The following is a 23,505-nucleotide window of genomic DNA, read 5'->3' as shown; positions in this document are numbered from 1 at the left end:
ATGCGGCGCGGGGGACTGTTCTTAGGCGCTGCCTTGGTGCTTGCTGCCGGCCATGCATCGGCCGCCGGCATTGATCTCAGCAAGCCTTACGGGGACAAATATGGCTGCATCAACCGGAACGGCCAGGAGGTCGCCGCCGACAAGATGTTGCTTCTGACCGACAAGGAGCTGGTCACCGCCGCCAGCGCCTGCACCTTCAGCGACAAACAGGCCCAGGCCGACGGCTCGCTGGTGGTGACGGCGAAGTGCGAGGCGGAAGGCGAGGACGGACAGGCGCCGACCAAGTTCACCATCAAGCGCAGCGCGAAGAATGCGAAGAAGCTGGTGGTGGCCGACGAAGACGGCAATGTGATGGGCGAAGTTTCCCGGTGCAAATAACGGCAGTCCCGCCAGCTTCAAGCAACCAGAGCATCCAGTTCCGGCAGCAGGACGACGCTTTCCTGCTCGTTGGGATCGGTGCGGGCAATTACGGCCGAGGAGGGCGCGTTGCTGAGATTTGCCGGCAGATGCGGTACGCCGGCCGGGATGTAGAAGAGGTCGCCGGCCTTGACGACGATGTGGTGCTCGAGCCGGTCGCCATACCAGGTGTGGACCTCGCCGGAGAGCACGTAGATCGCCGTCTCGTGGTTCTCGTGCAGATGCGCCTTGGCGCGGGCGCCGGGCGGCATGGTGAGCACATGCATGCAGATGCCGGAGGAGCCTACCGTCTCGGTGGCGATGCCGGCGAGATAGGTCAGGCCCTGCTTGCCTTCATAAGAGGTTTCGGGGCGGATAAGATGACAAGTGGGTTTGGGCGACATCGGCAAGGCTCCGGGCGGCGTCGATCTGTTGGGACTGGACGAGTGGAAAACAACATCGACGCAAATGCAACAAGCTTTCATCCGGCGCGGCAGCGGCTGCGAAAGGCAGGCTGCCAGCAATGACCGGAACCTCGCCAGCCGTCGTAGCGGCAAGCAAGCTCGGCCTCACCTTCCAGACCAATGACGGTCCGGTGCAGGCGCTGTCCAATGTCGACCTGACCATCGGCAAGGGCGAGTTCGTCTCCTTCATCGGCCCGTCCGGCTGCGGCAAGACGACCTTGCTGCGCGTCATCGCCGATCTGGAGAAGGCGACTTCGGGGACGATCTCGGTCAACGGCATGTCGCCGGAGCAGGCGCGCGAGAAACGCGCCTATGGCTATGTCTTCCAGGCGGCCGCGTTGTTTCCGTGGCGCACCATCGAGCGCAATGTCGCGCTGCCGCTGGAGATCATCGGGCTCAGCCAGGCCGAGCAGGCGGAGCGCATCAAGCGCACGATGGAACTCGTCAACCTCTCCGGGTTCGAGAAGAAATATCCCTGGCAGCTCTCCGGCGGCATGCAGCAGCGCGCTTCAATCGCGCGTGCGCTTGCCTTCGACGCCGACCTCTTGTTGATGGACGAGCCGTTCGGCGCGCTGGACGAGATCGTGCGCGATCATTTGAACGAGCAACTCCTCGATCTCTGGGCCCGCACCAACAAGACGATCTGCTTCGTCACCCATTCGATCCCCGAGGCGGTGTACCTGTCGACGCGCATCGTGGTGATGTCGCCACGGCCCGGCCGCGTCACCGACATCATCGAATCGACGCTGCCCAGGGAGCGCCCCCTAGACATACGCGAGACGCCGGAATTCCTTGCGATCGCGGCGCGGGTGCGCGATGGGCTCAGGGCTGGGCACAGCTATGACGATTGAGGCGATGAAGGATGAGTGCGGACGAGGCGGCCGCCACGCCTTCGTCATCCTAGGGCGGAGTGACGCGAAGCGGAGCGCAGAGGGAGCATCCCACCTTAACTTCGTCATCCTAGGGCGAAGCAAGGAGCGAAGCGACGCGGCGCAGACCCTAGGATCCATGCCGTTACCTCGACGCTCCGCAGCGATGCAAAATACGGCTCCCTGTGCTGCGCTCTGCTCATTAGCTATTCTGAACCGCTTTGACCCTTCGACCAACGTCACGGCATGGATCCTAGGGTCTGCGCTCCGCTTCGCGTCGCTACGCCCTAGGATGACGAAGTCGCGAAGGTTGTCGCCACTACGGTCGAAGGTGCCCGGCCTTCGCTTCGCTCCGGCCACCCTCTCCCCGGTGGGGAGAGGAGAAGGGGAGCGCTGATGGACTCCTTCCGCTCCAAGATCATCCCCGTCACCTCCATCCTCGCCGGCGTGGTGGTGCTCTGGTATGTCTTTGCCGTCATCCTCAACGCGCCGTTCCAGCGCGATCTCGATAAGCGAGCCAATGAGACGCCCGGCGCGGTCGAATTCATCGGCAAGACGCTGGCGCAGCCGAAGCCGACGCTGCCGGCGCCGCATCAGGTGGCGGCTAATTTCTTCGAGAACACCTTCCTGCGCTCCGTCACCTCGAACCGCAGCCTGGTCTATAATGCCTGGGTGACGCTGTCCTCGACGCTGCTCGGCTTTGCCTTCGGCACGGCGCTCGGCATCGTCATTGCCGTCGGCATCGTGCATGTGGCGACGCTCGACCGCAGCCTGATGCCGTGGATCATCGCGTCGCAGACGATTCCCATCCTGGCGGTGGCGCCGATGATCATCGTGGTGCTGGCGGCAATCGGCATCACCGGCCTGATCCCGAAAGCACTGATCTCGACCTATCTGTCGTTCTTCCCGGTCGCGGTGGGCATGGTGAAGGGCCTGCGCTCGCCCGAACTCATGCATCTCGACCTGATGCACACCTACAATGCCAGTGCCTCGCAGACTTTTTGGAAACTGCGCGTGCCGGCCTCGGTGCCGTTCCTGTTCACCTCGATGAAGGTGGCGGTGGCGGCGAGCCTTGTCGGCGCCATCGTCGGCGAATTGCCGACGGGCGCGGTGGCCGGCATCGGCGCGAAGCTGCTCGCCGGCGCGTATTACAGCCAGACGATCGACATCTGGTCGGCGCTGGTCGCCGGCTCGGTGGTCGCGGCGCTGCTGGTGATGCTGGTCGGCATCGCCGGACGCCTCGTCGACCGCGCCATGGGCGGGAGGCCGGCATGACCTGGCTGAAACCCTCCTGGCAAGCGGTTCTTGCCGTCCTGCTTTGCCTGGTAGCACTGACGCTCGGCGCCATGACGAAACCGGAAGCCGCGGCCCTTGCGCAGCCTGCAGTGACCGTTGCCTACCCCTATATGGGCGCTAAGGCGCTGATCATCGGATTGCTGCTGGTCGCGGCTCTTGCCTCCATGGTGAAGCTCGCGCCGATCATCGAGGCGGTGTTGTTGTTCGTCGGCGCCCATGCCGTCGCCTGGCTGCTGATCAAGGGCATAGGAGGCTTCGAAGGCACGGCGCTGGCGCCCTATTTTCTGCTACTTGCGGCTGCCTGGCTGCTTGCCTGGCGCTGCGTTGCCCTGTTGTCCTCATTGCGTCCGAGCCAAAGCGTGGCCAGGAACGCACTCCGCCTGATCATCCCGGCGATCTTCGGCGCCTGGATCCTGATCATCTGGGAAGCGGTAACGCGCGGCGCCGGCATCCCGTTCATCCTTTTGCCGCCGCCAAGCGCCATCGGCGCGCGCATCGCCGGTTCGCTGCCGGTGCTGGGCGCCGATGTCCGGCAGACGATCTTCAAGGCGGTGCTGTTCGGTTATGTCGTCGGCAGCGGCGCCGGCTTCGCCGTCGCCATCCTTGCCGACCGCGTACCGTTCCTGCGGCGCGGGCTCCTGCCGATCGGCAACATGGTCTCGGCGCTGCCGATCATCGGCGTGGCGCCGATCATGGTCATGTGGTTCGGCTTCGACTGGCCGTCCAAAGCGGCTGTCGTCATCATCATGACCTTCTTCCCGATGCTGGTGAACACGGTCGCCGGGCTTGCCGCTTCCGGCCATATGGAGCGCGACCTGATGCGCACCTATGCGTCGGGCTATTGGCCGACGCTGCTCAAGCTCAGGCTGCCGGCGGCAATGCCTTTCATCTTCAATGCGCTGAAGATCAATTCGACGCTGGCGCTGATCGGCGCCATCGTCGCGGAGTTCTTCGGCACGCCGGTTGTCGGCATGGGATTCCGCATCTCGACCGAGGTCGGGCGGATGAACATCGACATGGTCTGGGCCGAAATCGCAGTTGCAGCACTGGCGGGTTCGGTCTTTTATGGCGTGGTCGCTCTCATCGAGAGAGCCGTCACGTTTTGGCATCCCTCTGTCCGCGGTGGATAGGGGCGGTGGGTATGGGTACTAACTTCAGAGGGTAAAAACATGAAAAGACTGCTGATTTCTGCTTTGGCCGGCGCCATGTCGCTGGCAGCGTTCCAGGCGATGGCCGCCGACAAGGTGACGCTGCAATTGAAATGGGTCACGCAGGCCCAGTTCGCCGGCTACTATGTCGCCAAGGCCAAGGGTTTCTATGACGCCGAAGGCCTCGACGTCGACATCAAGCCGGGCGGCCCGGACATCGCGCCGGAGCAGGTGATTGCCGGCGGCGGCGCCGACGTCATCGTCGACTGGATGGGCGGCGCGCTCGCGGCCCGCGACAAGGGCGTGGGGCTCGTCAACATCGCCCAGCCGTTCAAGAAGGCCGGCATGGAACTGGTCTGCCCCAAGGACGGACCGATCAAGACCGAGGCCGATTTCAAGGGCCATACGCTCGGCGTCTGGTTCTTCGGCAACGAATATCCGTTCTATGCCTGGATGAACAAGATCGGCCTCAAGACCGATGGCGGCCCGGACGGCGTGACGGTGCTCAAGCAGAGCTTCGACGTGCAGCCGCTGATCCAGAAGCAGGCCGACTGCATCTCGGTCATGACCTACAATGAATACGGCCAGGTGCTGGATGCCGGTTACAAGCCGGAAGACCTGGTCGTCTTCAACTACTCGGCCATGGGCAACGACCTCTTGGAAGACGGGCTCTACACGCTTGAGGACAAGCTCAAGGATCCGGCCTTCGAAGACAAGATGGTGCGCTTCGTGCGCGCCTCGATGAAGGGCTGGAAATACGCCACCGAGAACACCGACGAGGCGGCCGGCATCGTCGTCGACGCCGGTGGCCAGGACGAGAACCACCAGAAGTTCATGATGAAGGAAGTGGCCAAGCTGATCGACAACGCCGACGGCAAGCTGATCCCGGCCGCTTACGAGCGTACCGCCAAGGCGCTGCTCGACCAGAAGATCATCAGCAAGGAAGCGAGCGGCGCCTACACGACCGCGATCACCGACAAGGCGATCAAGTAGGCTCCAGCGGCCGGAACGTGAAAGGGGCGGGCGACCGCCCCTTTTTCGTTGCGGTAAAATAAGCGTGTTCCGGGAAACATCGGCCCATTCATCCGTTGCAGTTCTTGCATCCGCGCGCCGGGGAGCCGTGGAGGATGCTGTCATCAACGGAGGTTCTTCATGCGCATCCTGTCTGCGCCGATGCTCTCGGCACTCGCCGTTTCGACCGCTTTCCTGCTCGCGTCGCCGGCCATGGCCGAGACGATAAAATTCAAGGCGACGCTCGACGGCTCGCAGCAGAGCCCGCCCGTCACCACCAAGGGCAAGGGCACCGCGACATTCACCTTCAACACCACCAGCAAGAAGCTCAGCTGGAACGTTAAATATTCCGGTCTGAGCGGACCGGCCGTAGCCGCACACATTCACGGTCCGGCCGACATGGGCGCCAACGCTCCGCCAGTCATCCCGTTCAAGGCCCTCAAGAGCCCGATCAAGGGGTCGGCGACGCTGACCGATGCGCAAGCCGCTGACCTGGAGGCCGGCAAATACTACGTCAACGTCCACACCGCCGCGAACAAGGACGGCGAGATCCGCGGCCAGATCGAGAAGGCGATGTAGGGCGTCGCAGGCCGAGATTTTGGATGCCGGCGGGACAGCGCCCCCCTCTGTCCTGCCGGACATCTCCCCCACGAGGGGGGAGATCAGATGTCACGCCGGCTTTCGCCAATCACCAGCGTTGCAGGAATGGCGAGGCGATCGAACAGCCAATCTCCCCCCTCGTGGGGGAGATGGCCGGCAGGCCAGAGAGGGGCGCGAAGGAACTCGGCCTAAACTCTCTAATCTACTCTCAGCTCTTGTCGCGGATCTGCGTCAGTGTGCGGGTCGGCGTGATCGCCTCGGGATCGAGCTTGATCTCGACGATCGCCGGCTTGCCGCTGGCGCGCGCGCGCTCGAAGGCCGGCGCGAAGTCGGCGGTCTTCTCGACCGTCTCGCCATGGCCGCCATAGGAGCGGGCAAGCGCGGCGAAATCAGGGTTCTTCAGACTGGTGGCGACGACGCGGCTCGGATATTCGCGCTCCTGATGCATGCGGATCGTGCCGTAGATGCCGTTGTTGACGACGATGACGATGATCGGCAGGTCATATTGGACGGCGGTGGCGAATTCCTGGCCGTTCATCAGGAAGCAGCCGTCGCCGGCGAAGGCGACCACGGTGCGATCCGGGAACAGCGACTTGGCGGCGACGGCCGCGGGCGTGCCATAGCCCATCGAGCCGGATGTAGGCGCCGCTTGCGTGCCGAAGCGGCGGGTGCGGTAGAAGCGATGTACCCAGGTGGCGTAGTTGCCGGCGCCGTTGGTGAGGATGGCGTCTTCCGGCAGGACCTTGCCGAGATGCTCGATGATCGGCCCCATCTGGACCGCGCCTGGGCCGGTCTGCGGCGGCGTCGACCATTCGAGATAGGCGGCATGCGCCTTCTCCGTCTCGGCTGCCCAGGACGGCTTGGCCGAAGGCTTGCGCTTGGCAAAGGCCTCGACGAAGGCGGCGGGCGAGGCGTTTATGGCTATGGTCGGTCGGTAGACGCGGCCGAGCTCGCCGGCGTCGGCGTGGACATGCACCAGCGCCTGGTCAGGGTAAGGGCTTTTCAGCAGCGTGTAGTCCGACGACGGCATCTCGCCCAGGCGGCCGCCGAGCAAGAGCACGACATCGGCTTCCTTGATCCGCGCCGCCAGCTTCGGGTTGATGCCGATACCGACATCGCCGGCATAGTTCGCATGCAGATGGTCGAACAGCATCTGGCGGCGGAAAGAACAGCCGACGGGCAGCGACCATGTTTCGGCGATCGCGCGTATGTTTGCCACGGCCTGCTCGTCCCAGCGCGTGCCGCCGAGAATGACGAACGGACGCTTGGCATTGGCGAGCAGCATCTCGAGCGCGTCTAGCTCGGCTTCGCCGGGACGCGTTTCGACCGGTGTGTGCGGCAGCGCTTTCGGAGCCTCGACCTCGTCGGTCAACATGTCTTCCGGCAGCGAGATGACCACCGGGCCGGGGCGGCCGGAGGTCGCCACCGCGAAGGCGCGGGTGACGAATTCCGGGATGCGGGAGGCATCGTCGATCTCCACCACCCATTTGGCGATGTCGCCGAAGAAGCGCTTGTAGTCGACCTCCTGGAAGGCTTCACGCTCCTTGGCGTGGCTGGCGACCTGGCCGATGAACAGGATCATCGGCACCGAATCCTGCATGGCTATATGGACGCCGGCCGAGGCGTTGGTGGCGCCGGGGCCGCGGGTGACGAAGCAGATGCCGGGCTTGCCGGTCAGCCGGCCCTGGCAGTCCGCCATCATCGCGGCACCGCCTTCCTGGCGGCAGACGATGGTGCGGATCGAGGAGTCATGCAGCGCGTCGAGCACCGCGAGATAGGACTCACCCGGAACGCAGAAGATGCGATCGGTGCCGTTGGCTTCGAGCGCCTCGACGATCAGTTGTCCGCCCGTCTTCATTTTGCTCTCTCCAATTCGGCAAGGATTTCGTCCGTGTGCTCGCCAAGCCGCGGCGAGGCGCGCTCATAGACCAGCGGCGTTCCCGACATCACCATCGGCGCGCGCACCGAAGGCAAGAGGTTGCCGTGGCCGTCGTCGAGGTCGAGCCGCATGCCGCGCGCGATCGTCTGCGGGTCGGCGAACATCTGGCCGATCGTGTTGATCGGGCTCGCCGGAACGCCCGCTTCTTCCAACTTGGCCAGCAGCGGATCGCGGTCGAATGCGGCCAGCGTCGCGACGATCGTCTCGCGCAGTTTCGCGCGGTTGGCGACGCGCGCCGGGTTGGTGGCGAAATCTGGATTGGCGGGCAGATCGGTCAGGCCCACGACTGCGCAGAATTTTGCGAACTGGCCGTCATTGCCGACCGCCAGGATGATGTGGCCGTTCTTCACCGGAAGCACCTCGTAGGGCGCGATGTTCATATGAGCATTGCCCATCTGGACAGGCGACTTGCCGGAGACGAGATAGTTGAGGTTCTGGTTGGCGAGCGCCGAGATCTGGCTGTCGAACAGCGCCATGTCGATATGCTGGCCTTCACCGGTCTTCTCGGCATGGCGCAATGCCGCCTGAATGGCGATCACCGAATAGAGGCCGGTGAAGAGGTCCGAGATGGCAACGCCCGCCTTCTGCGGCTCGCGGCCGGCCTCACCGGTGACCGACATCATGCCGGCCATGGCCTGGATGATGAAGTCGTAGCCGGCGCGTGGCGAATACGGCCCATCCTGGCCGAAGCCGGTGATCGAGCAATAGACGAGGCGCGGGTTGACCGCTTTCAAGCTTTCGTAGTCGAGGCCGTATTTCTTCAGGCCGCCAAGCTTGAAATTCTCGATCAGCACGTCGGAGGTGGCGACGAGCCGGCGGAGCGTTTCGGCGCCCTCAGGTTTGGAGAAGTCGATGGCGATCGAGCGCTTGCCGCGATTGCAGCAATGGTAATAGGCGGCCGACAGGTTCTCGCCGTCATGGCTCATGACGAAGGGTGGGCCCCATTTGCGGGTGTCGTCGCCGCCGTCCGGGCTCTCGACCTTGATGACATCGGCGCCGAGGTCGGCAAGCTGCTGCCCGGCCCAGGGGCCGGCCAGGATGCGGGCGAGTTCGATAACGCGGATGCCTTTCAGCGGAGGTTCTGCCATGGATCACCGTGTTGGATGAAGCGCAGCCTCTAGCAACAGGGGGCGGCCGTGTCACGACCCATGCGATAGGCCACGCCGGTCACGACTTCAGCAAGCTGTCGGCCCAGGCGGCGAAATCGCTCGTGACGGCGTCGCGGTTGATCTCGTTGAGGCTTTCGTGGCGGGTCTCGGCGTAAACCTTTGAAACAAGATTCGAAAACCCCATCGCCCGCATGCGTCTGGCGAGATGGTGGACCGCCTTGCCGTAATCCGAGGCCGGGTCCTTGTCGCCGCCGATGAGGTTGATGGGCAGGTCGCGGCGAACGCCGGCGAAGCTCGAATCCTTGCCGGCATGCTGCGCCATGTTGACGACATCGCGCCACATCGAGACCGACGCATCCCAGCCGCAGAGCGGGTCGGCGACATATTTGTCGACCTCGGCCGGGTCGCGTGACAGCCAGTCGAACAGGGTGCGGTGGTTGGGCACCGCCTTGCCCCAGGCCTGGAAGGTTAGCTTGGGCAACAAGCGTGACGGCACGTCGGAGCCAAGCCGCATCCGTTCCCAGCCGAGGATGGCCAGCGCCAGTTGACCGAGGAGGCCTTGCGAGAAATTGCCATTCCAGATCGCGGCGGCATGGACGCGCCCGGAATGGCGCAGCACGAAGTTCAGCGCGATCGAGGCGCCGAGCGAGTGCCCGAAAACGATCACCGGCAAGCCTGGGTGCTCGGCGGCGATCAGGTCATGCACCGCGCCGACATCGGCGATCACCTTGCCGACGCCGTCGGCATCGGCAAACTTGCCGAGCGGCGCATCGGGCGCCTTGGTCGCGCCGTGGCCGCGATGGTCTTGGGCGTAGACGTGAAAGCCGCGCGGCGCCAGGTAATCGGCAAAGCGGGCATAGCGCGCCGCATGCTCGGCCAGTCCGTGATTGATCTGGATCACGGCGCGCGGGCTCGCCTTTGCGTGTTTCACATAGAGGTTGAGCTCGGCCCCGGTCGGTGAGGCCAGTCTCGTCTGCTTGTCGAATGGCATGTCTCGCTCCTTCGGCGACTGTTGGGCGAGCGTTTGGCCAGCGTCAAGAGAGTGCGCCGAGCGCGCAGGTGGGTTGAATGCCGGCAAACCCCGCGAACCGGCAATGGTTGCTGGGGATAGTTTGCCTGGCGGCGTGAAAAAGATCGCAATTCTGACACGTCCACTGTTCTAGTGTGATGAATCCAATACGGTTCAAACGATCGCCGGGAGGGACGGAATGCGGGTCTGGACATTGTGGGGTTCGATGTTTCTGGCCTTGGCCGGCGCAAGCGTGGCGCAGGCCGACGTCAAGATGAGCGGAACCTTCGTGGCCGACGGCGCCTGTCCGGCGACGCAGGCCATCAAGAGCGGCAAGAACCCGGGCAACGTCTCGACCGAAGCGGGCAAGAGCTATCAGCTGCTTTCCGGCAACAAGGACCAGCCCACCCACTATCTCATCCAGGTGCCGGGCGCCGATCCGGAGCGGCGCTGGGTGGCGATCACATGCGGCCATGTTACAGGCGGCAACGCCGCGACCACGCCGGCCGATCAGGGCAAGCCATCGAAGTCGGCCTCCGGCAAGCCGGAATATGTCTTCGCGCTGAGCTGGCAGCCGGCCTTCTGCGAGACCAAGGCCAGCAAGCCGGAATGCAAGGCGCAGAACCCCGGCGAGTTCGACGCCACGCATTTTACCTTGCATGGGCTGTGGCCGCAGCCGAACGGCAATTTCTATTGCCAGGTCTCGGCAAGCGACAAGGCCAATGACAATCCGGCGCATTGGGGCGATCTGCCGGCGGTCGATCTCGACGCCAAAACCCGCGCCGAGCTCGACCAGGTGATGCCGGGCACGGCTTCAAAACTCGAGCGCCACGAATGGATCAAGCACGGCACCTGCTACGGCAAGAACCAGCAGGACTATTTCGCCGACGCGCTCAACCTGATGCGGGCGGTGAACGCCTCGCCGGTGCGCGACCTGTTCAACCAGAATGTCGGCAAGCAGCTGACCTCGGAGCAGATCCGCAGCGCATTCGACAAGGCCTTCGGCGCCGGCGCCGGCGACCGGGTGCGCGTCTCCTGCCTGGTCGATCCGTCGAGCGGGCGCCGGCTGATCGGCGAATTGACGCTCGGTCTTTCCGGTCCGATCGCTTCGGACAGCAAGCTCGGCGATTTGATGTTGGCCTCGGCGCCAACGGCCAAAGCCGGCTGTCCGAAGGGCACGGTCGACGCGATCGGCTTCCAGTAGGCTGGTGCGCTAGGCGATTCTGGGCGCCGCTTGAAGGATGATCGCCTCGCTGCCCGGCTCGCCGACGACGCGGTCGCGGCCGCTGAGCTTGGCCTTGTAGAGGCGCTGGTCGGCCAGGGCGAAAATGTCGGCCAAGGACCGCGTCGTCTCGCTGACGGTGGAGATGCCGACGCTCACCGTGATGTTGAAGCGGCTGGTATGCGCCGAAGTCTTGGCCGCGTTCCTGATGGTTTCGCCGAGCAGCCTGGCCGGTCCGTGCGACTGCTGGGTGAACACGGCGAATTCCTCGCCGCCGATGCGGAACACCTGGTCGTTGCCGCCGACGGTCTCGGCGAGCATCGCGGCCATCGACTTCAGCACCTTGTCGCCTTCGGCGTGGCCGAAACGGTCGTTGATCGACTTGAAATGGTCGACATCGACGATGAGCAGGCTGAGCGGCTTGCCGGTCCGGATGGCGGCGGCGACGGCGGATTCGCCGTCGGCGTCGAAACTGCCGCGATGCAAGAGCCCGGTCAGGCCGTCGCGGCCGACATATTTGATCAGCGCTTCGTAGCGCTCGCGATAGGTGAGGGTGTCGAAAATATCGGATAGGCCGCGCGGCACGGCGATGTCGTTGTCCTCGATCCATTTGAGATAGGCGACGAGCATGCCGCTGTAGGCGAGCGCTGCCGCCATCTTGGCGAACCAGCCGCCGAAGAAGACTTCGATCGGCGCGCCGGCGACAAAATGCAGCGCGGTGAAGAAGCCGGCCTGGTCGAAGGTCAGCACGCAAGCGACCGAGGCCAGGATGCGTAAAAACGGCTGCTGACGCAGATAGGCGCCGAGCTTTTCGTAGAGCAGGATGATCAGGATGGCGTCGATGAACAGGAGCGTGGTGCCCCAGACCATCAGCCAGCCCATCTGATCGATGAAGCCGATATCGGGAACCTTGCCGTTGGGAAGCGGCGCGATGGCATGCAGGCGAAGGATCAGCACCAGGCCGATCATCAGCGCATTGCCGAGCAGCAGGCCGTAGATCGGCTGGCGCACGGTCGCCGCATCTTCCTTCATGTAGAGCAGGAGGATCATCACCAGCTTGCCGGAGAAAAGCACGGCCGAGCCCGGCGAGACCATGCCGAAAGGCAGCGCGACATAGAAGACGCTGGCGAGATAGGTCTCGAGGAAATGCATGACGCCGAGCGCGCAGATGAACACGCCAAGGCCGATCCGACGCCTGAAGCGGAAGAGTGTCACCATGGCGCCGAAGTACAGAACCGCTTCGGCAAGGAGCAGGGCACCGTTCAGCACGTCGTCGTTCCGATCTTTCCCCGAAATCGCGGTCCGCCCTGCGATTCCCCAACCTACATCGTTTTGCAGGCCAATGGTTAACCGCTTCTTTCGTACAATGCGGGAGGCGGCGAAAAGCTGCTGACAAACCGAGTGGGCGCAAAATGGGCGAATGCGCACGGATCGGCGCCCTGTGCACCGAAAGCGATTGCCGTTCGCCGCTTCATCGCCTACATAGCGCGCAACCCCCATCCAACCCGACACTTCAGTTTCCAGGGAAAGCGCGCGTGGCTCGCCAGTTCATCTATCACATGTCCGGCCTGTCCAAGGCCTATGGCACCAAGAAGGTGCTCGATAACGTTCACCTGTCCTTTTATCCGGACGCCAAGATCGGCATTCTCGGCCCCAACGGCTCGGGCAAGTCGACGATCCTGCGCATCATGGCCGGGCTCGACAAGGAGTTCCAGGGCGAGGCGTGGCTGGCCGAGGGCGCCACCGTCGGCTACCTGGCGCAGGAGCCGCAGCTCGACAATTCCAAGACCGTGCGTGAAAACGTCATGGACGGCGTTGCCCGGAAGACCGCCATCATCGAGCGCTACAACGAGCTGATGATGAACTATTCCGACGAGACGGCCGACGAGTCGGCCAAGCTCCAGGACGAGATGGACCGGCTCAACCTTTGGGACCTCGAGCAGCAGGTCGAGATGGCGATGGACGCGCTGCAGTGCCCGCCGCCGGAGTCCGAAGTGACCAACCTGTCGGGCGGCGAGCGCCGCCGCGTGGCGCTCTGCCGGCTGCTGCTCGAACAGCCCGACCTGTTGCTGCTCGACGAACCGACCAACCATCTCGACGCCGAGACCACGGCATGGCTGGAAAAGCACCTGCGCGACTATCCGGGCTCGGTGCTGATCATCACCCACGACCGCTATTTCCTCGACAACGTCACCGGTTGGATCCTCGAGCTCGATCGCGGCCGCGGCATTCCCTATGAGGGCAACTACACCAAATATCTCGATGCCAAGGCCAAGCGCCTGATCCAGGAAGGCCGCGAGGACGATGCGCGCCAGAAGTCGATCTGGCGCGAGCGCGAATGGATCCAGTCCTCGCCGAAGGCGCGCCAGACCAAGTCGAAGGCGCGCATCAAGGCCTATGAGGAACTGGTCGAGCAGTCGCAGAACCGCAAGCCGACCGACACGCAGATCGTCATCCCGGCGAGCGAGCGCCTCGGCAATGTCGTCATCGAGGTCGAGGGCCTCAACAAGGGCTTTGCCGACGAGCTCCTGATCGAGAACCTGTCGTTCCGGCTGCCGCCGGGCGGCATCGTCGGCGTCATCGGCCCGAACGGCGCCGGCAAGACGACGCTGTTCAAGACCTTCACCGGCCAGGAAAAGCCGGATTCCGGCTCGATCCGCATCGGCGAGACGGTCAAGCTTGGCTATGTCGACCAGAGCCGCGACGCGCTCGATCCGAACAAGACGGTCTGGGAAGAGATCTCCGGCGGCGCCGAAGTCATCAAGCTCGGCAAGCACGAGGTCAACAGCCGCGCTTACTGCTCGTCCTTCAACTTCCGCGGCGGCGACCAGCAGCAGAAGGTCGGCAACCTCTCGGGCGGCCAGCGCAACCGCGTGCATCTGGCCAAGATGCTCAAAGGCGGCGGCAACGTCCTGCTGCTCGACGAACCGACCAACGACCTCGACACCGAAACGCTGGCAGCACTTGAAGACGCGCTCGAAGCCTATGCCGGTTGCGCCGTGATCATCAGCCACGACCGCATGTTCCTCGACCGCATGGCCACCCACATGCTCGCCTTCGAGGGCGACGCGCATGTCGAGTGGTTCGAAGGCAATTTCGAGGAATATGAGAAGGACAAGCTGCGGCGCCTCGGCGCCGAAGCGGCGGCGCCGCACCGCATGACGCACAAGCGGCTGACGCGGTAATATCTAAGCGGCGGCGGGCATAGTGAGGTGACAAAATGGCTGACTGGTCCGCCGCCCAATATCTGAAATTCGAGGACGAGCGCACGCGGCCCGCGCGCGATCTCGTCCAACAGGTGCCGGTCGATTTTCCGCGCCGCGTTGTCGATATCGGCTGCGGCCCCGGCAATTCGACGGAGTTGCTGGTCGAGCGCTGGCCGGACGCCGAGGTCAGCGGCTTCGACACCTCGCCCGACATGATCGAGAAGGCGAGGGCGCGGCTGCCCAATGTCAATTTCGCGCTCGCCGACGCCGCCAAGTGGCAGCCGGAGCAGCCGGTCGACGTCATCTTCGCCAACGCCGTCTTCCAGTGGCTGCCGGAGCATCCGGCGGTGTTCCAGCGCCTGATGGGATTTCTTGCGCCCGGCGGCGCGCTTGCGATCCAGATGCCCGACAATCTCGGCGAGCCGTCGCATCAGTTGATGCGCGAGACCGCGGCGGAAGTGCCGTTCGCGGCCAAGCTCAAAGGGGCGGCGCGCGGGCCGCTGCCCCCGGTGTCGTTCTACTACGATCTGTTGTCGCCGCTCGCCGACCGGCTCGACATCTGGCACACGGCCTACAACCATCCGCTTGCCGACGCCGAGGCGATCGTCGAATGGGTCAAGGCGACCGGCCTGAAGCCGTTCATCGACCCGCTCGACGCTGACGAGAAGAAGCAGTTCCTCAACCTCTATACGGCCAAGATCGCCAAGGCCTATCCGAAGACCGCGAACGGCAAGGTGCTCATACGCTTTCCGCGCATCTTCATCATCGCCAAGCGGGCCTGAGCAAATTCCGGCGATGTGCTTTTCGCCGCGATGCCAGCGAGGGTTGTCGATTTAAGCTGGCATAAACCGGTCATATGCGACATGGGTTGCGCCGGGTCGCTTATGCGCCCACATCAGAGCCCGTTACGCCCGGGCTATTGGTTCCAACGCAATTCCGGACGGAAAGCCGGGTCCCTCTTTTCCTGGAATTGCTGTAGACGGATTGGACATGCATCGCGTCATCATCAGCGGCATCGGCGCCGAAATCCCTCAACCCGTCATCACCAATGAAGAGTTGGTCGAAAGCTTCAACAGCTGGGTCGACGCCGAGAATGCGCGCCGCGCCGATACCAGCGAGGCGCCGCTGCAGAAGTCCGCCGCCGACTTCATCGTGCATGCTTCGGGTGTGAAGAGCCGACACGTCATCGAGCGCGAAGGCATCCTTGATCCGACCCGCATGACGCCGCGCATTCCGGCGCGGCCGGACGATGCGCTGTCGCTCGAAGCCGAGTTCGGCGTCGCTTCCGCCAAGAAGGCGCTCGACCATGCCGGATTGGACCCGTCCGAGATCGACCTTATCATCTGCTCGGCTTCGCACCACCAGCGGCCTTATCCGGCGATCGCCATCGAGATGCAGGAAGCGCTCGGCACCAAAGGTGCCGGCTTCGACATGGGGCTCGGCTGTTCTTCGGCCGCGGCGGCGCTGCACATGGCCGTCAATCTGGTGCGGTCGGGCGCGCATAAGCGCATCCTGGTGACGACGCCCGAAATCATCACCGGCCATCTCAATTTCCGCGACCGGCAGACGCATTTCATCTTCGGCGACGCCTCGGTGTCGATGGTGGTGGAGGGGCTCGCCCAGGGCGACAAAAGGCCGGGGCGCTTCGAGGTGCTCGACACCCGCATCTGGACGCAGATGTCGAACAACATCCGCACCAATCTGGGCTATCACACCCGCACCGCCCAGGACGACCCTTATATGATCAAGCTCGAGGGCAATCTGATCAAGCAGGTTGGCAACAAGGTGTTCAAGGAAGTCACCGTCGCCGGCCAGAAATTCATCGTCGAGTTCCTGGCCGAGCATGGGCTGACGCCGCAGGCGATTCGCCGCTTCTGGCTGCACCAGGCCAATGCGCGCATGAACGCGATGATCCTGAAACTGTCCTTCGGCCACGACGTCGACCACGACCGCGCGCCGATGGTGCTGGAGCGGCTCGGCAACACCGCCGGTGCCGGCGCGATCGTTGCGCTGTCGGAAAACCATGCCGACATGAAGGCCGGCGATTTCGGGCTGATCTGCGCCTTTGGCGCCGGCTATTCGATCGGCGGCGCGCTGCTTCGCATGCTTTGAGAATGCGGTTTCAGGCCGGGGCGAAGGGCACCAGCATCGGCACGCGCCTGGCATAGTCGTCATAGGCCGGGCCGAGTTCGCCGCGCAGAAAGCTTTCCTCCAGCTTCGCCTTGACGACGATGCCGATAAGCAGCAGTGCTGCGCCCGCAATGCCCCATATCGTGCCTTTGACGGCCGCCGTGGCGAGGACCGAGAGCAGCAGCTCAGTGTAGATCGGGTGGCGGACCAGTCCGTAAGGGCCAGTATCGACGACGTGATGATCGGCTTTGGCCGTCACATTGGCCGACCACAGCCGGCCGAGATGCAGGCGCGCCCACCAGGCAAACGCGATGCCGGCGGCGATCAGGGCAACGCAGATCCAGGCTTCGGTCCGCGTCGGCATCCAGAGCCGCATGCGGCCGACATAGTCATGCGCCGGCACGAACAGCATCGCGGTGCCGGCCAGCCAGAGAATGCGATAGCGGATCTCCGACCTGAGATCCGCGCGCTTTTGCGCCGGATCGGCCCATGATGCTGCAAGCAGCCAGGATACCAGCCAGAACAGCCATAGCGCGGCGACAGCGTGTCCAACCTGCATGAAACCGAACCTTCCCGATTGCGCGTGATCGTTTATGTGGACGGCGCGTCAGCATTGCGGCGCGCGGCGATCGGCGAAAGGGCTTTGCGGTAAGAAGATCGTGATCGCCATCAAGCGGCGTGATCGGATCATCAGCGCTTTCGACTGGACCGCAATCCGCGAGGTCTTTAGACCAACCCTATGCAGGAAACGAACCTCGAGCTTTTCCCGACGGCGTCGCCGGCAATCGATGTCGAGCCCGGCCGCAAGCTGACGGCCAGGGTCGCGGCGCTCTATGCCGCGCCGTTCGATCGTTTCGAGACGGGCCCGGTCGAGGAATTGCATCTTAGCTTCGACGGCATCCCAGGCGATTTCCATGCCGGCGCGACGCGCCGCTCGGGCGGGCGCGAGCCCTGGTATCCGCGCGGCACCGAAATGCGCAACGAGCGGCAACTGTCGCTGGTGGCGGCCGATGAGCTTGCCACCGTCGCCGCACTTATGGGTCTCGATGAGATCAAGCCGGAATGGATCGGCGCCAATCTGCTGGTCGAGGGCGTGCCGCATCTTTCAATGCTGCCAGCCGGCTCGCTGCTGTTCTTCAAGGGCGGTGTGACGCTCAAGATCGACGGCCAGAACAAGCCGTGCCGCATCGCCGGCCAATCGATCGCCGAGCACGTCCGCGCGGCCGATCGCGATGCCACGGCGCTGCTGTTCCCGAAAGTGGCCAAGCGTCTGCGCGGCCTTGTCGCCTGGGTCGAGAAGCCCGGCATCGTGCGGGCAGGGGAGGAGATTTCGGTGCGCGTGCCGGAGCAGTGGATTTACAGGGCCTGAAGGGAGAGGCCAACGCCGCTTGGCCTCATTCGTCCTCGTCGTCTTCCTCGAGCAGCCGTGTCGCGCGCCATCGAGTCAGCACGTCGTTGGTCTGGTTGATGACGAAGAAGCGCGCCGAGTCGCGGTCATAGCCTTCGGCAAGCAGTTTCTCGTAATCGGTGTGGGCATGGCGGACATGGGCGATGGTGGCCAGCCAGACGGCGATGGTCGGCGGCAAGGTCTTCATATGCACGGAGCCTGCGTCGGCACGGATCTTTTCCATGTCGGCGTAGGGCGCGAGCGGCAGCAGCGCGGTCAGCGCCTTGGCGATGGCGCGGCGTCGTCCGGTGGGCGCGCTCATTTTTCGTCCCGCCCCGCGATGGTCGCTTCGGGGAAGGCATCGGTCGAGGCGTAATAGGGCTTGATGTCGATGACCGGCGTGCCGTCGAGCACATCGATGGCGTCGATCTCGATGCGCCCGGCCTCGATATCGACCTGGATGAGCTTCGCGACATGGAGGCCGATGGGGTTGGGCCGGGCAGGGGAGCGCAGCGAGAAAACGCCTTTGGGTTCAGCCGCATGGCGCGGTTTCTGCACAATCAGAGTCCGCGGCGCGTGATGCAGCCAGGACAGGACCACGACGTGGCTGGCGCGTTCGAGGTTCTGCAGGCCTGGCCGATAGGGCGCGTCGATCAGAACCGTGGCCTTGCGCCCGGTCTCGCGGGCCTGGCGCATGTTCTTCGGGCAATCCTCGCGGCTCGTCCAGGGTGAGACGATGCGGCCGATGAAGACGACATGCCCGTCCGGCGCCATATCGGCCGGGTCGGTTTCCAGAAGTTGTTCGCCGTCACGCTTTTCGAACATCGTCCCGCTCAATTCACAGGCCGTCCGCCGGACGCGGAGCATGGCTGCGGCATTTTCTTGTCCGGAAGCGACATAGCGCTTGCCACGGTTTCAAAATCGACATAAACATATCTTTATATCTTTCAACGAAAGCCTGCTCATGCACGTCTCGCTCGACACAATGGTAGATACATTGAAGGCGGCGGCCGAATCCAGCCGGCTGCGCATCCTGGTGCTGTTGTCGCGCGGCGATCTTACCGTCTCCGACCTCACCGAGATTCTCGGACAGTCGCAGCCGCGCGTTTCGCGCCACCTGAAGCTTTTGCTCGATGCCGGGCTGATCGGCCGCTACCAAGAGGGCTCCTGGGCCTTCTTCCGGCTGACCGATACCGATAATTCGCGCGAGTTCGTGCAGCGCCTGGTCTCGAACGTCCGCGAGGCCGATCCGCAGGTTGTGCGGGATCTCGAAAGGCTGGCTTCGGTCAAACGCAAGCGGCAGGACCGCGCCGCCGAATATTTCTCCGAGAATGCGGCGAGTTGGGATCATATTCGCTCCCTGCATGTGCCGGACCGGGCAGTGGAAGCAGCGCTGCTCAAGCTGGTCGGCAAGCGTCCCTTCCAGTCGATGCTCGACCTCGGCACCGGCACGGGCCGGCTGCTGGAAATCTTCGCGCCGCTCTATCGCCGCGGCGTCGGCATCGACATGTCACGCGAGATGCTGACAGTGGCGCGCGCCAATCTCGACAAGGCGGGTGTGGCCAATGCGCAGGTTCGCCAGGGCGACATTTTCTCGCCGCCGGTCGAGCGCAACGCCTTCGACCTCGTCACCATCCACCAGGTGCTGCACTATCTCGACGATCCGGCGCGCGCCATTGGCGAGGCGGCGAGGCTGCTCAGGCCATCGGGCCGGCTGATCGTCGTCGACTTCGCGCCGCACAGCCTCGAGTTCCTGCGCGACCAGCATGCGCATATGCGGCTCGGCTTCTCCGACCGCCAGATGGCGGAATGGTTCGCCGAAGCCGGGCTCGACCTCGAGGACAGCCAGGAGTTCGAGCCGCGCGGCGGCAGCGAGGCTAGGCTGACCGTCAAGCTCTGGCTCGGCCGCGACCGCCGCCTACTGATCGCCGATCCGTCCAACGATGCATTTCCGGTAAGGGAAACAGCCTGATGAACCAGTTCCGTTTTTCCCGCCGCCCCGACATTGGCGACAAGGTCAAGGTGTCGTTCGAGTTCTTCCCGCCCAAGACCGACGAGATGGAGGCAAGGCTCTGGGACACCGTCACCAGGCTGGAGCCGCTCAAGCCGAAATTCGTCTCGGTGACTTATGGCGCAGGCGGCTCGACGCGCGAGCGCACGGCGCGCACGGTCAAGCGCATCCTCAACGAGACGACGCTGACGCCGGCCGCGCACATGACCTGCGTCGACGCGGCGCGTGACCACGTCGATGCGGTCATCCGCGAATTCGCCGACATGGGCGTCAAGCGCTTCGTCGCGCTGCGCGGCGATCCGGCGGCGGGCGTCGGCACGATCTATCGTCCGCATCCTGACGGCTATGCCAATGGCGCCGAGCTGGTCGGCGCGCTGAAGGGCGCCGGCGATTTCGACATCTCGGTTTCGGCCTATCCGGAAAAGCATCCGGAGAGCCCGGACTTCGCTACCGACATCGACATGCTTAAGCGCAAGGTCGACAATGGAGCGACGCGCGCCATCACCCAGTTCTTCTTCGACAACGATCTCTACGAGCGCTATGTCGAGCGGGCGCGGCGCGCCGGCATCTACATTCCGATCGTGCCGGGCATCCTGCCGGTGCACTATTTCACCCAGGTCGCGAACTTCTCCTCGCGCTGCGGCGCGCTGGTGCCGGCGTGGCTGGCAGAGCGCTTCGAAGGGTTGGAGAACGATCCGCAGACGCATGCGCTGGTCGCTTCGGCGGTGGCGGCCGAGCAGGTGCTCGATCTGGTGGAGCGCGGCGTCGGCGATTTCCACTTCTACACGATGAACCGCGCCGACCTCGTGTTTGCCATTTGCCACATGATCGGCATCCGCTCGCATGAAGCAGAGGCTGCGGGCTCGGCAGCGGCCTGAAATGGAAAAGGCCGAGTCGAACCCGGCCTTTTCGAACTGTTGGACTATCTCGGTGCTTGGTCTTCCCGGATTTGGCGGGTCAGGGAAGAACGCCTATGATAAGGGCACCGATAAATGCGAATGCGGCACAAATCATCAAAGCGTTGATCGGCCTCGTCAGTCCCATGCCATAGCCTCCTCTTCAGAGCTATGGCAGGAGTCTAGGGTCATTTGTGCCACAGGCAAGCGGAAAACGTGCTGCAATGCGACATGATTGTGGAATTTGCGACCCGGGATTTGCCGTTAGCCGTTGAAACTCTTCGGCAAAAACCGGCTGCGGCGTTGTGAATAAATTGTGGCGGCGATGTGGCATGACACCGCTACCATTTGCCGAACAGCCGCCCGTCGATGGTGATGAGGCCTAACCCGATCAGCGTCATGCCGCCGATCTCGAACAGCGCCAGCCGCTCGCCGAGGAAAAGAAAGCCGAGCAGCACCGCGCTGACCGGCACGACCAGCGTGACCAGCGAGGCATTGGTGGCGCCGGCAGAAGCGACGAGGTTGAAATAGAGGATATAGGCGAAGGCGGTGGACAGCAGCGCCAGGCCAAGCACCGCCGCCCAAACGGGCGGCGAGACGGAGAAGAGCCCGGACGGGCCATAGGCGATGAGCACGACCGGGATCATGATGATGGTCGAAGCGGTCAGCTGGCCGGTGGCGACAACCGGCGAGGGGATGCCCTTGAAGCGGCGCGCTATCATCAGCGCCACGGCGTAAGAGAGCGAGGCGCCGATTAGCGCAAACTTCGCCCACACCGGTCCGCCGAGACCTGCGACCAGTCCGGGACCGATCATCACCGCTGTGCCGGCAACACCCAGCCCGATGCCGGCAAGCTTGTTCCAGGAAAGTTTCTCGTCGGTGGTGAGCGCGTTGGCGAGGACCAGCGTCCAGAACGGCGTCGTGGCGTTGAGCACCGAGGCGACGCCGGCGCCGAGCGCGGTCTGGCCGGCGAAGATCAACGAGAAGGGCACGACGTTGTTGGTCAGCGCCAGCAGGAAGAACAGGCCGGCATGCGGGAAAGCCAGGCGAAAGGACGGGCCGCGGATCGCCAGATAAAGCTGGAGCGCCGCCGCCGCGATGGCGACGCGAAACAGCACCAGCGCCAGCGGATGGATTTCCGAGACCGCGACGCGGGCAAAGAAGAACGATCCGCCCCAGATCGCGCCGAGCAGCAGAAGCTGCGCCCAATCCTGGAGCGTCATCGGTCCCCGCGTCGGCGCGGCGCTTGCCGTAACGGACATGTCCTGTTCCTCCCCGGGCAGAGCGCAATCTCGTCCCATCAACACCTCACCAACTGATATCGAGTTTGGCGGCAAGGGCCACCCGAATCCTGACCGCTGGTTTAGCGTTCTCGGAGATTTGCGCCGGCGGCGCGCGATGGCGAGACACAGAACTGTTTTCTTTAGCCGTTAGCTTGGATTAATTGTGCACGGCCTGAGGTTAGGGATTCGTCCATGCAGCGATTTGAAAATGCCCGCGAGGCGGCCTTGGCGCTTCGCCCGGACGATCCGGTCTATTGTTTTCGCCCGCAAGTGCTGAAAGCCGATGCGCTCCAGTTCATGGGCATGTTTCCCGGCAAGACGGCTTATGCGGTGAAGACCAATGGCGAGCAGATCGTGCTGAAGACGCTGGTCGAAGCCGGCGTCAGCGCCTTCGACGTCGCTTCGCCCGGCGAATTCGCCGCCGTGCGCGCCGTCTCGTCCGATGCCGAGATGCTCTACATGCATCCGATCAAGGCGCAGTCGGACATCAAATTGGCGCTCGAGAAATACGGCATCCGGGTGATTTCGCTCGACCATGAGGACGAGATCACCAAGCTTACGCGCGTGGTGCGCGCGCTCGATATCGACCCGGGCGCCGTCACCGTCTTCGTGCGTATCCAGACCAAGGGCCATGCGGCTTACGAATTGTCGAAAAAATTCGGCGCGGGTCCGGCCAATGCCGTGGAACTCGCCGAGCGGCTGAACCGCACCGGCTACAAGGTGGGGCTGTGCTTCCATGTCGGCAGCCAGATCGAGGATCCGGACACTTATGAGCGCGCCTTGGCTTCGGCCGACTGGGTGCGCAACCGCCTGACCTTCGACATTGCCGGGCTCGATGTCGGCGGCGGCTTTCCAGCCGAATACGGCCATGATCCCAACCGCAAGCAGGTCGAGATGCCGTCGCTCGGCCAGCTGATGTCGCGCTTGGCCGGCGACCTGAAGGAATACCAGTTCGACCAGATGCCGCTCGTCGCCGAGCCCGGCCGCGTGATCGTGGCGCGGTGTCTCTCGCTGATCGTGCGCGTGCTGCTGCGCAAGGGCAAGCGGCTCTACATCAATGACGGCATCTGGGCCTCGCTGTCGGATTCATGGACCGGCAAGATCACGCTGCCGGCCCGCTTCATCCCCGATCCGGCGATCCGCACACGCAATGGCGACGAGAAAAACATTGTGCCGTTCAAGGTCTGCGGCGCGACCTGCGATTCCGTCGACATCCTTTCCAGGCCGTTCTGGCTGCCGGAAACGGTCGATACCGGCGACTGGATCGAGATCGGCCATATCGGCGCTTACTCGCTGTCGCTCAGGACGCGCTTCAACGGGTTCTATCCCGATACTTTCGTCGAGGTGACGACGCCGTTCGACGAGGGCGATGCGCCGCAGGGGTTCGCGAGTCTGGAGACGATGGCGGATTGAGCTCTTCCCTTCTCCCCTTGTGGGAGAAGGTGTCGCCGCAGGCGACGGATGAGCAACTGTGTTTGTCAGAACCTGTTTGGATTCCAAGGTTCGTTGTTTCGGATCATTGCACTGAG

At 63.9% G+C, this 23,505-nt stretch carries 23 protein-coding genes; 14 read left to right on the top strand and 9 right to left on the bottom strand.

The genetic code is table 11. The features are described 5' to 3' along the window. Positions 1-378: a hypothetical protein gene (locus FJ988_RS24865; protein ID WP_140820997.1), complete on the top strand. Its 378-nt coding sequence runs from the start codon at positions 1-3 to the stop codon at positions 376-378. Between the two features lie 17 nt (positions 379-395). Here FJ988_RS24865 and FJ988_RS24860 read toward each other — a convergent pair whose 3' ends face one another. Continuing rightward, the gene (locus tag FJ988_RS24860; RefSeq protein ID WP_140820996.1) at positions 396-800 is read right to left on the bottom strand and encodes a cupin domain-containing protein; all 405 of its coding nucleotides are present in this window, start codon (positions 798-800) and stop codon (positions 396-398) included. 119 nt (positions 801-919) lie between these two features. Here FJ988_RS24860 and FJ988_RS24855 point away from each other — a divergent pair, with 119 nt between their 5' ends. From FJ988_RS24855 to FJ988_RS24835, 5 genes are all read left to right on the top strand, one after another. Then, complete coding sequence (locus tag FJ988_RS24855) at positions 920-1,711, top strand: ABC transporter ATP-binding protein (protein ID WP_140820995.1); 792 nt, start codon at positions 920-922, stop codon at positions 1,709-1,711. Positions 1,712-2,125: 414 nt separating this feature from the next. Beyond that, positions 2,126-3,004 carry an ABC transporter permease gene (locus tag FJ988_RS24850; protein WP_140820994.1) on the top strand — a complete coding sequence of 293 codons (879 nt, stop codon included), beginning with the start codon at positions 2,126-2,128 and terminating at the stop codon, positions 3,002-3,004. Then, positions 3,001-4,155 carry an ABC transporter permease gene (locus FJ988_RS24845; RefSeq protein ID WP_140820993.1) on the top strand — a complete coding sequence of 385 codons (1,155 nt, stop codon included), beginning with the start codon at positions 3,001-3,003 and terminating at the stop codon, positions 4,153-4,155. Before FJ988_RS24850 ends, FJ988_RS24845 begins: the two co-directional genes overlap by 4 nt. A gap of 39 nt (positions 4,156-4,194) precedes the next feature. Further along, positions 4,195-5,166 (top strand): ABC transporter substrate-binding protein, encoded by a 972-nt coding sequence (locus FJ988_RS24840; protein WP_140820992.1) that lies wholly within the window; start codon positions 4,195-4,197, stop codon positions 5,164-5,166. A 159-nt stretch (positions 5,167-5,325) separates the two neighbouring features. Next, positions 5,326-5,763 (top strand): CHRD domain-containing protein, encoded by a 438-nt coding sequence (locus FJ988_RS24835; protein ID WP_140820991.1) that lies wholly within the window; start codon positions 5,326-5,328, stop codon positions 5,761-5,763. 229 nt (positions 5,764-5,992) lie between these two features. On the opposite strand, the gene FJ988_RS24825 is transcribed toward FJ988_RS24835, so the two are convergent. The 3 genes from FJ988_RS24825 to FJ988_RS24815 form a co-directional block, all read right to left on the bottom strand. Then, positions 5,993-7,642 carry a thiamine pyrophosphate-binding protein gene (locus tag FJ988_RS24825; RefSeq protein WP_140820990.1) on the bottom strand — a complete coding sequence of 550 codons (1,650 nt, stop codon included), beginning with the start codon at positions 7,640-7,642 and terminating at the stop codon, positions 5,993-5,995. Continuing rightward, positions 7,639-8,811, bottom strand: coding sequence for a CaiB/BaiF CoA-transferase family protein (locus FJ988_RS24820; protein ID WP_140820989.1), 1,173 nt, complete (start codon positions 8,809-8,811; stop codon positions 7,639-7,641). Before FJ988_RS24820 ends, FJ988_RS24825 begins: the two co-directional genes overlap by 4 nt. A gap of 79 nt (positions 8,812-8,890) precedes the next feature. Then, the gene (locus tag FJ988_RS24815) at positions 8,891-9,823 is read right to left on the bottom strand and encodes an alpha/beta fold hydrolase (RefSeq protein ID WP_140820988.1); all 933 of its coding nucleotides are present in this window, start codon (positions 9,821-9,823) and stop codon (positions 8,891-8,893) included. A gap of 217 nt (positions 9,824-10,040) precedes the next feature. On the opposite strand from FJ988_RS24815, the gene FJ988_RS24810 reads away from it, so the two are divergent. After that, complete coding sequence (locus FJ988_RS24810; RefSeq protein ID WP_140820987.1) at positions 10,041-11,045, top strand: ribonuclease T2 family protein; 1,005 nt, start codon at positions 10,041-10,043, stop codon at positions 11,043-11,045. Positions 11,046-11,054: 9 nt separating this feature from the next. Here the strand turns inward: FJ988_RS24810 and FJ988_RS24805 are convergent, their stop codons facing one another. Beyond that, positions 11,055-12,332: a diguanylate cyclase gene (locus FJ988_RS24805; protein ID WP_140820986.1), complete on the bottom strand. Its 1,278-nt coding sequence runs from the start codon at positions 12,330-12,332 to the stop codon at positions 11,055-11,057. Positions 12,333-12,598: 266 nt separating this feature from the next. On the opposite strand from FJ988_RS24805, the gene ettA reads away from it, so the two are divergent. From ettA to FJ988_RS24790, 3 genes are all read left to right on the top strand, one after another. Next, on the top strand, positions 12,599-14,248 hold the full coding sequence (ettA, locus tag FJ988_RS24800) for an energy-dependent translational throttle protein EttA (RefSeq protein ID WP_140820985.1): 1,650 nt from the start codon (positions 12,599-12,601) through the stop codon (positions 14,246-14,248). A gap of 35 nt (positions 14,249-14,283) precedes the next feature. Continuing rightward, positions 14,284-15,051 (top strand): trans-aconitate 2-methyltransferase, encoded by a 768-nt coding sequence (gene tam / locus FJ988_RS24795; protein WP_140820984.1) that lies wholly within the window; start codon positions 14,284-14,286, stop codon positions 15,049-15,051. A gap of 208 nt (positions 15,052-15,259) precedes the next feature. Continuing rightward, positions 15,260-16,381, top strand: a complete 1,122-nt coding sequence (locus FJ988_RS24790; RefSeq protein WP_140820983.1) for a beta-ketoacyl-ACP synthase III — start codon at positions 15,260-15,262, stop codon at positions 16,379-16,381. Positions 16,382-16,391: 10 nt separating this feature from the next. On the opposite strand, the gene FJ988_RS24785 is transcribed toward FJ988_RS24790, so the two are convergent. Beyond that, positions 16,392-16,958, bottom strand: a complete 567-nt coding sequence (locus tag FJ988_RS24785) for an isoprenylcysteine carboxylmethyltransferase family protein (protein WP_140820982.1) — start codon at positions 16,956-16,958, stop codon at positions 16,392-16,394. Positions 16,959-17,138: 180 nt separating this feature from the next. Between FJ988_RS24785 and FJ988_RS24780 the strand changes: the two genes are divergently transcribed. After that, positions 17,139-17,768 (top strand): MOSC domain-containing protein, encoded by a 630-nt coding sequence (locus tag FJ988_RS24780; protein WP_140820981.1) that lies wholly within the window; start codon positions 17,139-17,141, stop codon positions 17,766-17,768. A 25-nt stretch (positions 17,769-17,793) separates the two neighbouring features. Here the strand turns inward: FJ988_RS24780 and FJ988_RS24775 are convergent, their stop codons facing one another. Then, the gene (locus tag FJ988_RS24775; RefSeq protein WP_140820980.1) at positions 17,794-18,108 is read right to left on the bottom strand and encodes a DUF2293 domain-containing protein; all 315 of its coding nucleotides are present in this window, start codon (positions 18,106-18,108) and stop codon (positions 17,794-17,796) included. Then, positions 18,105-18,611 (bottom strand): tRNA (N6-threonylcarbamoyladenosine(37)-N6)-methyltransferase TrmO, encoded by a 507-nt coding sequence (gene tsaA / locus FJ988_RS24770; protein WP_181183661.1) that lies wholly within the window; start codon positions 18,609-18,611, stop codon positions 18,105-18,107. Before tsaA ends, FJ988_RS24775 begins: the two co-directional genes overlap by 4 nt. A gap of 139 nt (positions 18,612-18,750) precedes the next feature. Here tsaA and FJ988_RS24765 point away from each other — a divergent pair, with 139 nt between their 5' ends. Both FJ988_RS24765 and metF read left to right on the top strand, forming a co-directional pair. Further along, a complete protein-coding gene (locus FJ988_RS24765; RefSeq protein ID WP_140820978.1) occupies positions 18,751-19,758 on the top strand; it encodes a metalloregulator ArsR/SmtB family transcription factor in 1,008 nt (335 codons plus the stop codon). After that, positions 19,758-20,675: a methylenetetrahydrofolate reductase [NAD(P)H] gene (metF, locus tag FJ988_RS24760; protein ID WP_140820977.1), complete on the top strand. Its 918-nt coding sequence runs from the start codon at positions 19,758-19,760 to the stop codon at positions 20,673-20,675. The genes FJ988_RS24765 and metF overlap by 1 nt, the downstream gene beginning before the upstream one ends. Positions 20,676-21,034: 359 nt before the next feature. On the opposite strand, the gene FJ988_RS24755 is transcribed toward metF, so the two are convergent. Then, positions 21,035-21,955, bottom strand: a complete 921-nt coding sequence (locus FJ988_RS24755; RefSeq protein WP_140820976.1) for a DMT family transporter — start codon at positions 21,953-21,955, stop codon at positions 21,035-21,037. A gap of 213 nt (positions 21,956-22,168) precedes the next feature. On the opposite strand from FJ988_RS24755, the gene FJ988_RS24750 reads away from it, so the two are divergent. After that, positions 22,169-23,389: an alanine racemase gene (locus FJ988_RS24750; protein ID WP_140820975.1), complete on the top strand. Its 1,221-nt coding sequence runs from the start codon at positions 22,169-22,171 to the stop codon at positions 23,387-23,389. The last annotated feature ends 116 nt before the right edge of the window (positions 23,390-23,505 follow it).

Source organism: Mesorhizobium sp. CU3 (assembly GCF_006442965.1).
Classification (GTDB): Bacteria; Pseudomonadota; Alphaproteobacteria; order Rhizobiales; family Rhizobiaceae; genus Mesorhizobium.
This window is presented reverse-complemented; position numbering and strand designations above follow the sequence as displayed.

Coding starts and splice junctions, on each gene's coding strand:
- FJ988_RS24785 (WP_140820982.1), bottom strand. CDS start 16,958: ATGCAGGTTGGACACGCTGTCGCCGCGCTATGGCTGTTCTGGCTGGTA.
- FJ988_RS24790 (WP_140820983.1), top strand. CDS start 15,260: ATGCATCGCGTCATCATCAGCGGCATCGGCGCCGAAATCCCTCAACCC.
- FJ988_RS24835 (WP_140820991.1), top strand. CDS start 5,326: ATGCGCATCCTGTCTGCGCCGATGCTCTCGGCACTCGCCGTTTCGACC.
- FJ988_RS24850 (WP_140820994.1), top strand. CDS start 2,126: ATGGACTCCTTCCGCTCCAAGATCATCCCCGTCACCTCCATCCTCGCC.
- tam (WP_140820984.1), top strand. CDS start 14,284: ATGGCTGACTGGTCCGCCGCCCAATATCTGAAATTCGAGGACGAGCGC.
- FJ988_RS24840 (WP_140820992.1), top strand. CDS start 4,195: ATGAAAAGACTGCTGATTTCTGCTTTGGCCGGCGCCATGTCGCTGGCA.
- FJ988_RS24820 (WP_140820989.1), bottom strand. CDS start 8,811: ATGGCAGAACCTCCGCTGAAAGGCATCCGCGTTATCGAACTCGCCCGC.
- FJ988_RS24845 (WP_140820993.1), top strand. CDS start 3,001: ATGACCTGGCTGAAACCCTCCTGGCAAGCGGTTCTTGCCGTCCTGCTT.
- FJ988_RS24780 (WP_140820981.1), top strand. CDS start 17,139: ATGCAGGAAACGAACCTCGAGCTTTTCCCGACGGCGTCGCCGGCAATC.
- FJ988_RS24815 (WP_140820988.1), bottom strand. CDS start 9,823: ATGCCATTCGACAAGCAGACGAGACTGGCCTCACCGACCGGGGCCGAG.
- FJ988_RS24775 (WP_140820980.1), bottom strand. CDS start 18,108: ATGAGCGCGCCCACCGGACGACGCCGCGCCATCGCCAAGGCGCTGACC.
- FJ988_RS24865 (WP_140820997.1), top strand. CDS start 1: ATGCGGCGCGGGGGACTGTTCTTAGGCGCTGCCTTGGTGCTTGCTGCC.
- FJ988_RS24810 (WP_140820987.1), top strand. CDS start 10,041: ATGCGGGTCTGGACATTGTGGGGTTCGATGTTTCTGGCCTTGGCCGGC.
- FJ988_RS24825 (WP_140820990.1), bottom strand. CDS start 7,642: ATGAAGACGGGCGGACAACTGATCGTCGAGGCGCTCGAAGCCAACGGC.
- tsaA (WP_181183661.1), bottom strand. CDS start 18,611: ATGTTCGAAAAGCGTGACGGCGAACAACTTCTGGAAACCGACCCGGCC.
- FJ988_RS24860 (WP_140820996.1), bottom strand. CDS start 800: ATGTCGCCCAAACCCACTTGTCATCTTATCCGCCCCGAAACCTCTTAT.
- FJ988_RS24855 (WP_140820995.1), top strand. CDS start 920: ATGACCGGAACCTCGCCAGCCGTCGTAGCGGCAAGCAAGCTCGGCCTC.
- metF (WP_140820977.1), top strand. CDS start 19,758: ATGAACCAGTTCCGTTTTTCCCGCCGCCCCGACATTGGCGACAAGGTC.
- FJ988_RS24765 (WP_140820978.1), top strand. CDS start 18,751: ATGCACGTCTCGCTCGACACAATGGTAGATACATTGAAGGCGGCGGCC.
- FJ988_RS24750 (WP_140820975.1), top strand. CDS start 22,169: ATGCAGCGATTTGAAAATGCCCGCGAGGCGGCCTTGGCGCTTCGCCCG.
- FJ988_RS24755 (WP_140820976.1), bottom strand. CDS start 21,955: ATGTCCGTTACGGCAAGCGCCGCGCCGACGCGGGGACCGATGACGCTC.